The sequence below is a fragment of the Vibrio sp. 1-Bac 57 genome, from assembly GCF_037546855.1.
Taxonomy (GTDB): Bacteria; Pseudomonadota; Gammaproteobacteria; order Enterobacterales; family Psychromonadaceae; genus Psychromonas.
Window position 1 is genome coordinate 60,447 of record NZ_JALAAC010000021.1, and the last position, 14,848, is coordinate 75,294.

The 14,848-nt window shown below is 37.8% G+C and carries 8 protein-coding genes and 1 pseudogene; 1 reads left to right on the top strand and 8 read right to left on the bottom strand.

All coding sequences use genetic code 11. From position 1 onward, the window contains the following. Positions 1-94 precede the first annotated feature (94 nt). The 5 genes from MT391_RS13920 to MT391_RS13940 form a co-directional block, all read right to left on the bottom strand. On the bottom strand, positions 95-973 hold the full coding sequence (locus MT391_RS13920) for an AraC family transcriptional regulator (RefSeq protein WP_499442059.1): 879 nt from the start codon (positions 971-973) through the stop codon (positions 95-97). A 174-nt stretch (positions 974-1,147) separates the two neighbouring features. Then, positions 1,148-2,644: a sensor histidine kinase gene (locus MT391_RS13925; RefSeq protein WP_499498616.1), complete on the bottom strand. Its 1,497-nt coding sequence runs from the start codon at positions 2,642-2,644 to the stop codon at positions 1,148-1,150. After that, positions 2,644-3,396 carry a response regulator transcription factor gene (locus MT391_RS13930; RefSeq protein WP_499498617.1) on the bottom strand — a complete coding sequence of 251 codons (753 nt, stop codon included), beginning with the start codon at positions 3,394-3,396 and terminating at the stop codon, positions 2,644-2,646. Before MT391_RS13930 ends, MT391_RS13925 begins: the two co-directional genes overlap by 1 nt. Positions 3,397-3,468: 72 nt before the next feature. After that, the gene (locus MT391_RS13935) at positions 3,469-4,158 is read right to left on the bottom strand and encodes a spondin domain-containing protein (protein ID WP_499498618.1); all 690 of its coding nucleotides are present in this window, start codon (positions 4,156-4,158) and stop codon (positions 3,469-3,471) included. A gap of 10 nt (positions 4,159-4,168) precedes the next feature. Then, positions 4,169-4,840 (bottom strand): spondin domain-containing protein, encoded by a 672-nt coding sequence (locus MT391_RS13940; RefSeq protein WP_499498620.1) that lies wholly within the window; start codon positions 4,838-4,840, stop codon positions 4,169-4,171. Positions 4,841-5,120: 280 nt separating this feature from the next. On the opposite strand from MT391_RS13940, the gene tcdA reads away from it, so the two are divergent. Next, positions 5,121-5,912, top strand: coding sequence for a tRNA cyclic N6-threonylcarbamoyladenosine(37) synthase TcdA (tcdA, locus tag MT391_RS13945; RefSeq protein ID WP_166373003.1), 792 nt, complete (start codon positions 5,121-5,123; stop codon positions 5,910-5,912). Positions 5,913-6,661: 749 nt separating this feature from the next. On the opposite strand, the gene MT391_RS13950 is transcribed toward tcdA, so the two are convergent. From MT391_RS13950 to MT391_RS13960, 3 genes and pseudogenes are all read right to left on the bottom strand, one after another. Next, complete coding sequence (locus MT391_RS13950) at positions 6,662-11,449, bottom strand: NAD-glutamate dehydrogenase (RefSeq protein WP_499442846.1); 4,788 nt, start codon at positions 11,447-11,449, stop codon at positions 6,662-6,664. A 454-nt stretch (positions 11,450-11,903) separates the two neighbouring features. Beyond that, positions 11,904-13,796, bottom strand: coding sequence for a bifunctional glutathionylspermidine amidase/synthase (gene gss / locus MT391_RS13955; protein WP_499442845.1), 1,893 nt, complete (start codon positions 13,794-13,796; stop codon positions 11,904-11,906). A 950-nt stretch (positions 13,797-14,746) separates the two neighbouring features. Further along, positions 14,747-14,848, bottom strand: a pseudogene (locus MT391_RS13960) (LysR family transcriptional regulator); the annotation flags it as partial.

Consider the following 14,848-nt stretch of genomic DNA (forward strand, 5'->3'; position numbering starts at 1 on the left):
TTTAAAGGGGATAGTAAAGAGGCAATAGAGTGTAGGTGAGCTTTTAAATGGTAAAAATCGAACCTATGCTCAAAATAGAATGTGCAATTAAAACCTATAGGACAGGTATTTTATACTGCTTCTGAAATTGACTCGGTGTCGAGCCTACATGTTTCTTAAAATACTTTACAAAATTACTAACATCATCAAAACCAAAGTCATAAGCTAATTTTTGAGTGCTTAAGTTAGCAATGACTAAACGACGTTTCATCTCAATTAGCGTGAAAGCATCAATCATATTCTTAGCGGTTAAACCGGTACTAAGTTTACAAATAATGTTAAGTGTTTTATAAGTAATATTGAGCTTATTTGCATACCAGTTTGCATCACGCGTTGTTAAAAAATGTGCTTGCAACAAACTAAAAAAATCCCCCAGTTTAATACTTTGCCCTGTACTTAGGTTATCGTGACGCGATTGCGGGCGTAGTCTGTGTAACATCAGTGCTAATGTGGAAAATAAATACATGACGATCAACGGGTCAGATGCTACATGCTTAATTTCGTGGCACATTTCATTTATAAACGTGTTGATACGAGAGTGATTTTCAGTATCAAGCATAAGCAGTGCACTATGTTGCTGGTTTAAATGTGTAGGCGTGTAATTAGGTAGGCGCATGTTGGCATGTACACGGTCTAAGAATTTTTGTGTAAATAAAACAATATGCCCTTGTGGCTGAGCACTAAAGTCAAAGGCATGCACTTGTTCTGGTTGTACAAAGATAAGCGAACCAGGAGAGAAATTAACCGTTTTAAAGTCAACCATATGCTTCCCCTCCCCTTGATCGATACAAATTAATATAAAAAAAGAAACACGATGCGGTAGCTGGGGGTTGTGTGAATTAATGTCTGTCAAATATAAGCGACTTAAAGGAATAACCTCCAACTCAGCTTGTTCACTTTTATTATGATTAAAACTTATATGTGGAATGTTCATGTTAGCTCAGTGCAAATGCGGTCAATTATCTAAAGGGTATCAAGTTTAGGTATAAGTACTATTACAGGCTAAAAGAATACTAACCATCTTATGTATAGAGTGCTAATAATGACATATTTGGCTTATGATAATTACCATTTTTATTGGTAACGAATAAACAAAATTAATACCGTATCATGATCCTATTTTAGTCAAACAAAAATTGAAGCTTGTCCCTTTACCTATTTGGCTTTTTACCTTAATTTCAGACTGTAATAAACGTAATAACTTTTGTGTGATAGCCAATCCCAAACCACCGTGCTCTTTACTGTCACAAATAGCATTACTAGCACGGTAACGAGCATCAAAAATATACGCTAATTCATTTTCATTAATTCCAGTACCATTATCGATAACCGATAGATTAAGTTGGTTATTTGTCTTTTCATCAACCTGTATTGTAATTTTTCCACCTGTTGCGGTATGCCTAATCGCATTATCAATTAAGTTACTTAATATCCTTTCTAATTTACCGATATCTGTATAAACCAAAAACTCACATTGCTCGGGAGATATATTCAGGCTTAACCCTTTTTCTTGTAAGCGATGTTGAAATTTAGCGGCAATGTCATGTAATAACTCAGCCAAAGGAAAGGTCTCTAAATCTAAAGTGACTTGTCCACCATCTAGATGTGCTAATTCAAAAATTTGATCTACTAGTTTTTTTAGTTGATTCGCATTTTTAAAAGCAATATCGATAAATCGCTGATGTTGTTCGCTACTGAGTTGAGCCCCTTTTAATTGAATCGTTTCAAGGTATCCCTGTAAAGCAGCAAGCGGTGTACGTAAGTCATGAGAGAGATCCGTTAACATCTCTCGTCGTTTTTTGTCGTTTGCCTGTAATTGCACAAATTGATAATTAATTTGCTCAGCCATTTCATTAAACGCACTGCCTAGCTCATGAATTTCATTATGCTTAGCCGCTGGCCATTGCTGTAATATGACCTTGTTTTTTTCAAATCCAGCTTGTTTAAAGGCACGAATGTTTTCGGTCAACTTTTTTAAGGGATGAGTCAAAAAACGCAATAACGCCATCAATACTAAAAAAAAGAAAACCATCACACTAAATAAAAAAACCAACGATTGCGAGAGATGTTGTTCTGACAAAACGTCGGCAAAAATCGAATCATACTTTTCACCTCCAATGATGATATATAGATAACCTTGTAAATTATCACCATTATAAATAGGTGCCGCTGAGAATATTTTTTGCGCACAACTTCCCCCCGTACATTGATTCCGCGGATCGTCTCCATAGATAGGTAAAGGTTTTTTATGAGCTATAAAATCAACTAAAGGCGTAATGCTAACTTGTTCACGCTTTACTTTACCTGGCTCAGCTGAATAACTGAGAATACTGCCACTCGGGGCAATAAAATAAAACTCAAAGCTTGGTCCAAGGATCATTAAACTATGGAACAGGTTTTTTAATTCACGATAATCATAAACGCCTTCTTTTAATAAAGGGTTATCGTTGCCTAAGTGCTCGGCTAATTGAAGGTGCAAACGTTGCTCAGCTTCATGACGAGAGCTGACTTCAAGTTTTGCAGACCACCATGCAAATGTGCAGGCAATAGCAATAAAAAGGAGTACTAACGCAATAGTAATGCGCTGATAAAGAGAAAGTATCATCAAGCAACACCTTCAGGGCTAAACTTATAACCCACGCCAAAAACGGTTTGAATGATCGGTGGCATTGTCTTATTAGTCACTTCAGGTTGCCCTATCACTAATTTATTACGTAGGCGATTAATATGTGAATGAACCGTATGTTCATAACCACTATGTTGATAGCCCCATACTTTATCTAATAGCTGAGCACGAGAAAAAACTTGGCTAGGGTGTTGCGCCATGAAACACAGTAGGTCAAATTCTGTTGAGGTCAAATCAATGCTTGTTTCACGCAGAACGACTTCATGTGTGCGACGATTAATCATTAATTCACCATGGCAAATGATGCTATTTTGTTCACCATCATTAGATGTGTTGGTGATCTGAGCTTGGTTATTTTGCAATAAATGCACTCGACGCAAAAGCGCATGCACCCGTGCTTGCAACTCTCTAACACTAAATGGTTTAGACATATAATCATCGGCCCCTAATTCAAGGCCAACGACTCTATCAATTTCAGAGGTACGTGCAGTTAACATTAAAATTGCTTGCTCTTGCTTTACTTCTCTGACTTTTCTACACACATCTAAACCACTACAACCGGGTAAAGTGATATCTAGTATCAAGATAGAGAAATCATTATTTAAGGCTTGTGTAATCGCCTCTTCACCATTATCACAGTGAGTAACTTGTAAACCTAAATCTTGCATATGCACTTTAACCAATTCCGCGATATCTTGGTCATCTTCAACGATTAAAATGCTATCTGCCATGATTCATCTCACTATCAATTTTGCCTATTCACTACCCTAACAACTTAGCTACAACAAATAGGCTTTAATGGTTTATTTAATGCGTGTAATAGTAACAGACATCACAGGGTTATCGAACTTCTGCTGATAAGTGAGAACGGAGGTACTCAAACCATCATCACCACTGACAATACCAGCATGCATCGCTACAAAGTTGTTTCTATCATCGCGATCAGGATTATAAGCTTCCCCACCAGCTGCTGGGCCAGGAACAGTTTCTGCACTTTCGCTGTTCGCTTCTGTACCAGCGTCGTAAGCCAATGTGCGATAAGTCACTGAATCATTAACAGCAAGGCTTTCTAACGCTATTTTATTAAGACCTGTAAACGCATCATTTGAATTACCTAACATACTCGCAAATGACAAATAACTCACCGTGTTAGTATAAGAAACAGTTACCGTTGTTGTCTCGCCGGGTAATACAGGTCCAGTACTCTGTGCAGAGCTTGTGACTATGCTGCTACTTTGTAACTGGCTACTATCGCCCGATTCAGCCAATAGTTCTAAGGCATCGGAAGCGGTCTCTCCAACACGCCATAGTTCACCGCTATTATGTAAGATCAACGCTGGTGGTGAAATAGGCTGACCATTGGTTAAATTACTTAGGGTTACTTGATACGTTACAGGCGTTGTAGTTACTGTAGCGGAATTCGTATTGTCATCACAGGCCACTAATATGAGAGCGGCCGTTGTCGCCAACGCGACTTTAGTCAATTTAATCATTAAAGCCTCCTTATTCGACAACAACGGTCAACTTTGCGACAGGATTTAACCAACGATGTACACGGCTGTCAAAGTCACTGATACCGGCATCAGAGTCAGAATCACCAATCACTCCAGGATGGATATGGACATTGCTATTACCTATTTCAGCGGTCACACCCGATGCGCCCGTTGACGTTATCCCAATAGGATTGGGTACATTACTAATAATTTCATCATTTGCTTCTGTGCCTGCGTCGTAGGCATTTAATAGCACAGTATAAGTACCCGCTTGAGTGGGTATCTTCCAGCTATCTAAACCAACAAAACCATCATTAGTTGGCAGCATCATGGCCGCTAAAGAAAGGTAATCATTACCGTCACTATTAGTTAAAGTGAACTCAGTGTTAGCACCTGATCCTAATAAACCACCAGCGGAATTAGTAACAATATCCGCACCGTAACCACTTAATAATACGTTCACTCCGTCGATACTTCCGCCCTCAGCTAATGCTTGTAGTTCATCAGAGGCAGCTTCAGCTGAATGAAAAATAGCAGCTTGTGAATCATGTGCTGCGGCAATAACAGGTGTAAAGCTAATACCTTGGGTTAAATTAACCAGTGTGATAGTTAAGTCTTGCGCTTGGCTTGCTACACTAAATAAACCTGCAAAGCCTGCGGCAATAAGATGCTTGTTTGACATGAAAAAACTCCCTTTAATCGTAAATGAATTATTTATATTTAAATATGTTTTGAATATTGTTTTGAATATTGTTTTGAATATTGTTTACTGGGTTGATGGAGAGAGTATGCCCATGAGATATCACGCGGTTATCACGAAGGCTTCACTATTTAGTGTTGAATTGTTCGCATTGTTATTACAACTATTGTCGAGGTTAATGGTTAAATAATGACGCGTGTTTTTTTGCATATTCATTAACAGTACGTATAATCCGCCTTTCAAAAATCAATAAGAGCGAACCATGAACGAACAATACGAGAACCGCTTTGGTGGGATAAAACGTCTATATGGCACCACTGCACTACAAAAATTCCAAAACAGTCATATCTGTGTGATTGGAATTGGTGGCGTTGGCTCTTGGGTTGTTGAATCATTAGCCCGTTCAGGTATTGGAAAAATCACATTAATCGATATGGATGACCTGTGTGTCACGAATACTAATCGCCAAGTACATGCATTGGCGGAAACCGTTGGCCAGCAAAAAATTGAAGTGATGGCAGCGCGCTGCAAACAAATTAATCCAGATATTATTGTTAATTGTATTGATGACTTTATTGATAAAGAAAACTGTTTTGAATATTTGTCTAAGGACATGGATTACATCTTTGATGCCATTGATAGTATTCATGCCAAAGTCGCTTTGGTGGCGCATTGCAAACGTAATAAATATCCTTTGCTCACCTGTGGCGGTGCCGGTGGCCAGTTAGATCCAACACAAATCCAAGTAACCGATTTAGCCAGGACAATCCAAGATCCGCTGGCGGCAAAAGTGCGCTCAGAGTTACGTCGACACTTCAACTTTACCACCAACCCCAAACGTAAATTTCGTATCAACTGTGTCTTCTCAACGGAGCAATTAAGTTACCCGGATATGAATGGGGAAGTATGCAAAGAAAAAGCAGAGTCAGACGGTAATATGAAGATGGATTGTGCCAGTGGCTTTGGCGCATCAACCATGGTCACAGCAAGCTTCGCTTTTGTAGGCAGCGCGTTTATCCTTAAGAAAATAGCCGAAAAAGCTAAAAGTGAATAAAGCAAAAGATAAAAGCATTTAACCACGAAGCGCTACGCTTCACAAAGAACACGAAGTAAGAAAAATAGGAAGTTTAAAAGCTAATAAAACTAGTCATTTTATTTATTTTGGTTCTTATCTTTTTCTGCTTTGCTTTTGCTTAACCTATTTTTGATCTTTCCTTCTCTATTCTTCGTGCCTTCGTGGTTAAACAGCTTTTGACTTTAAAGATAATCACCACGAAGCGCTGCGCTTCACGAAGGATATGAAGTAAAAAAATGGGAGGTTTAAAAACCAACAAACTCGACTATTTCACTTGTTTTTGGCTTCTACCTTTTTCTGCTATGTCTTTAACCTGTTTTTGACCTTACCTTCTCTACTCTTCGTGCCTTCGTGGTCAAACAGCTTTTGACCTTAAATTCCTTAGCCCTTTCGTGTTTAAGGCGTTTTTTGGCCTTATCTTCTCTAATCTTCGTGACTTCGTGGTTACCGCTTTTGATCTTTACCGATTTATATCTTCGAGTTTAATCAGGTTTCGCTAAACCATGCCTTCGTGGTTAATAAGCTTTTGATCTTATACAGCAAGCCCTAGCGAAAAACACCTATAAAAAAAGCGATGTGATTATTCACATCGCTTTTTAGCTTTAACTCTATTAACTATAACTATAACTATAACTATAACTATAACTATAATCATAACTATATAAGATAAGTTGAGCTGTATTAACTGAGCTATAAAAGCCTGAACTCATAGCGCTCAACGATAAAGGTTAACTTTTAGATAAATCTAATAACTCCCTTAACGCAACCTGACACATACTAAACTCAGGCATGCTTACCGCCGATAATGCTTCGGCCATTTTGTGCCAGCGAGTCGCTAAGCTCTGATGTTGGGACTCCCAATCAACATAAGCTTTTTCAACATCTTTACCTTCTAAGGTTAATAAAATCGCTCTGGTGATACGCTTTTGTTGCCACTCTAAATCATCACGCATCGCCTCTCTTGCTAGTGACTGCCAATGACTATCAACCGGTAACAAGTTCAACTGCGAAGAAATATCAGCTAGCTTTAACTTCTCTTCAGAATGGAAGAAAACATGTGCAGCTAATTGAGGATCAATTTTCAATTTATTCGCGACATCAATAATATTTAACAGTGCATATGACTGCTCAGTATTTGATAATTTCTCAGCCAATGCTGCTGGTACACCTTCTTTTGTAACACTATCCAATTCTCGTTGACGCTGCTGTAAACCACGCTCACTCAGTAACTGAGGTAAGTTAGCTTTAACGGCATGTAATGAAGATTTATACTTTTTAATCAAGCATGCACAATCAAGTTGATCTCTATGTCGTCTCACAATCCAACGTGAAGCATGGCGTACCATACGCATTAATCGATTGCTAAGTTTCGCTTGAACGGCATTATCAATTTGATTATCAAGTGATTCAATCTCTTCCAATAATTCAGGTAGATTGAAAATATCACGCGCAATAACCCAAGATTTTGCAAGCTCTAAGAACGAACAACCGGTGCTAGCCATAATACGATGAGCAAACGTTGCTCCCATCACATTAAACAAATCATTACTGACTTGAGTAGCAACAATTTCAGACAATAGCGGATGCTCATGTATTTCATTCTTATAGGATTTAACTAATTCAGCTGGGAATATTTTCTCTGCTTCTTTTGCTAAATAACCATCTTCTGCAATTCGAGCCTTAGCCAGTTGCTCTTTCATTTCATTTTTTGCATAGGACAATAAAACTGAAATACATGGACGCATTAAACCAAGACCGGCATTTTTACGTTCAGTGATAGTTTCATCACTTGGGATAACCTCTAACGCTCTATTTAATTTACCCTTTTCTTCTTGGCTATCAATTAAACCGCGGTACTCTTCAATACATTTATCCCCATTTTTATAAGACAGGCTAATGCTTTGTGCTTGACGGTAATTATTATGCAATACCAATTCAGAAACTTGCCCAGTCATATTTTGTAACCAAACATTACGCTGCTTAACGGTTAAATCGCCTTTTGATACTAATTTATCCAATAAGATTTTAATGTTAACTTCTAAATCCGAACAGTTAACCCCTGCCGCATTATCAATCGCATCGGTAAAGCACTGCCCACCGTTTAACGAATACTCAATACGCGCACTTTGTGTCATGCCTAAGTTGCCACCTTCCCCAATCACTTTACAGCGTAATTCTGCACCATTAACACGTAGATTATCATTCGCTTTATCGCCTACATCAGCGTGGCTTTCTTGCTTACTCTTAACATACGTACCGATACCGCCATTCCATAACAGGTCAACAGACGCTTTAAGCAATAACGAAATCAATTCCGTCGGTGTTACTTTGCCGGCTTTAATAGCAAAGGCTTTAGCCATTTCAGGTGTAACTGTAATAGATTTAGCTGAACGTTCAAAAATGCCACCACCAGCAGAAATCAGCTTAGCGTTATAATCTGCCCAGCTCGTTCTTGGTGTATCAAATAAACGTTGGCGCTCTTCAAAGCTCGCATCTAAATCTTTAGGGTTCGGGTCAATAAAGATGTGTAAATGGTTAAAGGCCGCTAATAATTTAATCTTCTTAGAACATAGCATGCCATTACCAAATACATCGCCAGCCATATCGCCAATACCAATCGCGGTAATAGGTTGTTCTTGAACGTTAATCCCTAACTCTCTGAAATGACGTTGCACACTAATCCAAGCACCTTTTGCAGTGATCCCCATTTTTTTATGGTCATACCCGTTACTGCCACCCGATGCAAAAGCATCGTTTAGCCAGAAGTTTCTATCGGTTGCTAACTCATTAGCAATATCAGAGAAAGTTGCAGTTCCTTTGTCAGCAGCGACCACTAAATAAGGGTCATCATTATCGTAGCGCACCACTTGTTGTGGTGGGATTAAATTACCCGCTTCAAGGTTATCCGTAATATCCAGTAACGCGCTAATGAACATCTTGTAACACGCAATACCTTCTTGCATAAATGTATCGCGATCCATGGCAGGCGTTAAATACTTAGCAACAAAGCCACCTTTTGCGCCAACCGGTACTATCACAGAGTTTTTAACTTGCTGTGCTTTTACCAGGCCTAAAACTTCAGTACGGTAGTCTTCTCCACGGTCAGACCAACGTAATCCACCACGTGCAACACTACCCCCACGTAAATGTACACCTTCAAAGCGAGGTGAATAGACAAACACTTCATAACTTAAGCGTGGTAATGGAATTTCACTGATTTTTTTATGGTCGAATTTAAAGCTGATGTAATCTTTAAATTGCCCACCTTCTTGTTGAAAATAATTACTACGAATGGTCGCCATAATCAACTCAACAAACTTACGAAGTACCCTGTCATCATTAAGGTTACTAACCTCGTTTAAAGATTCTAAAATATCGTTTTCTAATTGTGCTTGTTTTTCGATGCTAACTTTAAGCTCAGGATTAAAACGAGCATGAAATAAGCTCACGATTTGTTTTACATAACCGCTATGTTCAAGCAATGTTTTTGCCATTGCAAAATGACTAAAACCGAAACGAATTTGTTTTAAGTATTTTGCATAGGCACGTAACATAGCGATATCACGCCAATCAATACCGGCACCTAAAATCAATTTATTAAATGGGTCGTTATCTGCTTTTGAATACCAAACAGCTAAAAAAGCATCGGAAAATAGATGACGGAAGTTTTCAGGGTCAAAACCATTATCGCCAACATACAATAAAGTGAAATCATATAACCAGAAGGTATTCTCACCCACTGGGCATACTTGATAAGGGTACTCTTGCGCAACTTGTAACCCTAAGTTTTCTAAAATAGGGATAAGATCCGATAATAATAATGCGCCATCTTGATGGAAAAGTTTTAATTTTAGACCACTGTTATTCGCTTCAATTGAGCGATAGAAACGCAAAGCCATTGAACGTTCTGGTGATAAATATAACGATTCAATACGGTCAATATCTGCTACTGCAACACGAGAGCTAAAGCTTTCTTGGTAACTACTTGGGAAAGCAGATTGATATTTACGAGTCAGTTTTACTGCTGTTTCTTCACCATACTGTTCAAACAATGAATCTTGTAACTCTTCATGCCACGCTTTAGTGATTTGTTGCATACGCAACTGGATAGCATCAACTTCTAACTCACCTTCATAGGCTTTATCCAAGTGGATCACTAAACGTAAACGTGCAAGGTTTGATTCACTTAAATAGGTTTGGAAGTCACTGTCAGCGATTGGCATAGTACGTGATAATAACTCGACAAATTTAAGTCTAACTTCAGTATTGTAAACATCACGAGGAACATACAACAAAGCAGTAACAAAGCGTTTATTACCGTCAGTTCTTAAGAACAATTTAAGCTGTTTTCTTTCCTGCGCATGTAAAACTTCGATAACATTATGAAGTAACGTTTTTTCATCACATAACAATAAATCTTCAACCGCATAGGTCGATAATATTTGCGTTAACTCTTTGTAATAATGCCCACCGAGACTTAATCCCGATTGCGCTAATATATTACTGATTTTTTGACGTATAACAGGAATACCTAACGGGCTACCACTATAAACAGATGAAGTATAAAGGCCTATAAAACGAAGTCCGCCAATTAATACCCCTTGTTTATTAAACTGTTTCACATATACAACATCAGGGTAAGCAATACGATGCACCATGGCACGTTGTGACGCTTTACTAAAGTGCAATAAAGAAGGATCTTGTAACTCTTGTACACAGTCAAACTGTGCTTTATCTTGCATAAAATCTTTGTGTTTTAATAAACCTAACTGGCTATCTTTAACAATAGAAATTACATTATCTTTAACTGTAAATTGATCACAAGCGAGGAAAGTAAAGTGGTCGTCAGCCATCCAATCCAAATAAGTTTGTTGCTCAGTAAAGTCAGATTTTGATGCGATAGCGCTGACAGCTTTTTTACTGGTTGCAATAGCCCCTTTTACTTTGTCGATCATCTGATGATAATCATCAACCACTTGCGATACATTCGCTAATGCCTTCTCCAAGCTTTTTTGAATTTTAGCGCGCTCTGTCGATGACGTTGTTTGGTCAATTTCAATATATAACAACAGCTCAGTATCATTGTCTGTATTTAATTTTTTCAACTTGCCAGAAGCACCACGCTCACTGTGTATTTCACTATAAAAAATACGATGTAATTTAGTGTTCTGTTTGTTTAATGTTATTTTTACCGTATCAATAACAAACGGAATATTACGGCTTAATACACTGATAACGGTATGGCTAGATTGCCACTCGTCCTGCTCAACATCAGGGTTGAATACTTTTACTTTGGCTGTTTCACCTTTCCATTGATGCACTTCTCGCCACAATGAAACCGTTAAGCCAGATAAATCATCTGGGCTGATAGTGGCTAAATCAACAATGCTAACATCACGATAAATAGCATTAATAAAACTTTGTAGGAGAGATTGTTCGCGTGTTGGGAAATGTGCTTTTAATCGCGAGAAGATTTGTTCTAAGATATCTGATTTTTGATTCAATTTTATATTCATAATATAACCTGTCTAATGACCTGAAGTAGCTTGCAGGGCTAAGGCTATGTCAAATAAATAAATACACAATACAATAAGTTAATAAGCGTTTATCAGAGCACAAAAAACATGAAAAAATCCTTCATTAGACCTTTACAAAAAAAACTTTTGTCACTTTCCGTAACTTAAAATATCGAAGAACATCATAACCACACTAGTAGCAAGGCTTTGAGAGGTGTAAAACTAAAAATCAACACTTGAAAAGATTGATGATGTAGTTAAGTGATGACCTCATAAATTGTTCCAATCTCATGTTTATTTTCATTTTTAACATTTATTGACTGAACATTGGAATATGACTGATGACACTCTCATCGTTAATAGGATCTGCATAAACTAATATGGTAAATACAAGCTAAAAAAAAAGCCCACCGAAGTGAGCTTAAGAGAAATAAAGCAATAATAAGACAACCTATTATGATTGCAAAATATCCTCATCATTAACAAAGCGTAACGCTAAACAATCACTGTCTTTACTAATAATCATTGATGAGTCCACGCGTAAACAACTGCCTGCATATTTACCCGCAGCGGTGAACGTACAAACTTGTACATAGTAGCCATCCACTAAAGGTAACGGAAACAATGCTTGATAAATATTATCTTGAGCTGCGAATTTACCTCCCGTTGCTTCAAGCACGCCTTGCTCTTCATCAACTAATTGAATATTAGCGCCGCAACGCCCAACAATCGGTTTGCTGACATATCCACTAGCCTGTAAATCTTCGTTTAATACAAAGTCTGCCTGCAATAATAATGGGTGATTTGGGAATAATGACCACAACACGGGTAAAATTGCCTTATTACTTGGGATTAATGTCCATAAAGGTTCAAAAATCATAATATTTTTATGCAATAAAACATCAGCAAGTCGTGGTGTTTTACCTTTTTTAGATAAAGGCTCAAAATTTTCAGATGACGTATCATCAGATTCACACTCTAAGCGAATTTGATCTAACGCCGTTTCCCATGACCATGTTTTCCAAACCCAATGCAACACATCCCCTTGCGCATCAACCACATTGCCCAACTCATCCCATATCAAGGAGTCAATACCTTCAATCAAACGACTATCAATACCTGCCGCTTTTAAAGTTTGTTGAATAAATAAAGCATGATATTTCTCTTCAGGATCAACATCGTGAAGAATATGTACAAGGCCTTTTACCTGACTTTTTTGCCAAGCATGCACCAGTTGCTTAAATAAATCCTTACCCGCATCCTCTCCTTCATGCACATCATAATGTTGAGCCCATTTCCCCTGAATTTTAGCACCTTCCATATAACAGGATGCCGAATCACAGTTGTATTCATAAACCTTTAACCCCTGCGTTGTCATGGAAAAGTCAAAACGACTCGTGATCAATTGATTTAAACGATTATCCCAGGACTGACGGATCTTAGGTAACAAAGCGCGAGGTAAATTAAATTTATCCAATAATTGTTCATTATCTAGCACATAATCCGTCGCGTGCATGAATAAACCATGTAACTCATTAGTGGCACGGCGTAGCGTATCCTGCGCAGTATCTGATAACACATAATAACGATATTGGTCCGCAGCAACCGCGCTTAACTTATGACCATGCAAAGCTTTTACATAAGCAGCTTCATCTTTATTAGCCACATTTAACCAGGATTTTTGTTGCCCAACAATTGGTTTAGCGTAATGACTGGATAAAGCAAACAACTGCTTATTAATCTCTTCGCTCACCTCTGCATTAGTTTCATCTTCGGTTTGTATCATCCAGCCTAAAATCAATGCATCGTTAAATGAACAAGCAAGCCAATACTCACCATCGTCACTAATAGTCGCCACTAATTCACGGCTATAATTTCTTCCCTCTGGCCAAACGCTATGGTCAAGGTTTTGTTCTGCAATACGAATTTTATCCGAGAAGACTTCCGTAACAATAGCAACATGCCCTGTTTGTTCAAACTCACCACCTTGTTCCCAAATTAATAAACAACCCGGCTCCGGATGACGTTTACTCCCATTACTGAAAGCTTGTAAAGGTAAGCGTGTGTTGGATGCTATATCACGCACTGAACGTAAGTTAAAAATTTCATAAGCCATGGACACATCATCAAAAATATACCCATAATTTTTATACATCCAGCGACGCGCAAACTCAACACATTGCCATTTATAGCCCATATAAATACCGTCGACATAATGACGAAAAGCACTGCGCTTAGGATAGTCAATATCACTCGCACTATCATAGTCGCTAGAATAAGCCGCAACGCCACCTGGTGCATAACCAAGTAAGGTACCAAAAGAACAAAACACAGATTTTTTAGACAAGATTGTCATCCAATTAAAGGGTAAGAAACGTTGCAAATATAGACAACTGCATGGTAATTAGCAATCACTCAATTAGCTAAAAATACAAATAAATAATGCACAGGAAATAGGCTTAAATTAAGGGAATGGACGAGAGGTACTGACACACCAATACCTCATGAAAATCAACATTTAACGAGATTTTGTTAAATATTGATGGAAATGAATAAAGTTGTTTCTAAAGCTTAACCTAGCCTTGTTAGCTTCCGGTACTGTGTTGAGTGATATTTTATGAGAGGTACATGAATGGATAGAATTCATAAATAACACTTAACGATAAGAAAACATTAATTAACTAGAGTTGCTATTGAGTTTTATAGTGTTCAACAACACCGTCACCTCTAAGCATTGAGCATTATATTATTCAATATCGATTTATTGGGTTTGATAATATAAAGCTGATAAGTAGGTAGTAAATTTTTGCCTCAAGTAAACAAATATATAACAGGGAAAGATGGTTTTGTTTATAGGGTCATAGTGATTGCATCTATTACCTGCATACAATCAAAATGACAAAAATAGAATGACTGATTTAAGTAGTAAATGGCTTATAAAGAGTCACTTAGGATAGCCACTGCTAAAACAATCATTCGGTAAGTATTAGATCAGATATAACTGCTCCGTCGTCAAGCAACGATGAAGTAGACGATTTATACAGCCAGAATTTACATCATACCGCCGATAAAAATAAATCATTAATAGTAAAGATTTAATTTAAAAAAACATTCCCCCAGTTTATCCCCCTACCAACTCACGACTGAAGTTAACCAACTGAGTTTCAGTAAGTTTGCTAATAATTTTAGCATTAATAACTCTTTATCAGTTTTTCAAAAAAAGTCCTAATTCCTAAGTATATTTTTCCAAATAAAGAGTCAACTTTGCCACTGAAGCGCTCACTCGAAGATTAATATCTATGACTCAGCTTGAAGCATTGATATCACCCAACGTTGCAACGCATCTTCACTGTAGCGCGGATGCCAAGCAGCGATAACATCGAATTTATCGGGAGACTG

What these genes read in the sequence shown, in the direction of transcription:
- MT391_RS13920 (WP_499442059.1), bottom strand. Translation starts at nt 973, where the DNA reads ATGAACATTCCACATATAAGTTTTAATCATAATAAAAGTGAACAAGCT.
- MT391_RS13925 (WP_499498616.1), bottom strand. Translation starts at nt 2,644, where the DNA reads ATGATACTTTCTCTTTATCAGCGCATTACTATTGCGTTAGTACTCCTT.
- MT391_RS13930 (WP_499498617.1), bottom strand. Translation starts at nt 3,396, where the DNA reads ATGGCAGATAGCATTTTAATCGTTGAAGATGACCAAGATATCGCGGAA.
- MT391_RS13935 (WP_499498618.1), bottom strand. Translation starts at nt 4,158, where the DNA reads ATGATTAAATTGACTAAAGTCGCGTTGGCGACAACGGCCGCTCTCATA.
- MT391_RS13940 (WP_499498620.1), bottom strand. Translation starts at nt 4,840, where the DNA reads ATGTCAAACAAGCATCTTATTGCCGCAGGCTTTGCAGGTTTATTTAGT.
- tcdA (WP_166373003.1), top strand. Translation starts at nt 5,121, where the DNA reads ATGAACGAACAATACGAGAACCGCTTTGGTGGGATAAAACGTCTATAT.
- MT391_RS13950 (WP_499442846.1), bottom strand. Translation starts at nt 11,449, where the DNA reads ATGAATATAAAATTGAATCAAAAATCAGATATCTTAGAACAAATCTTC.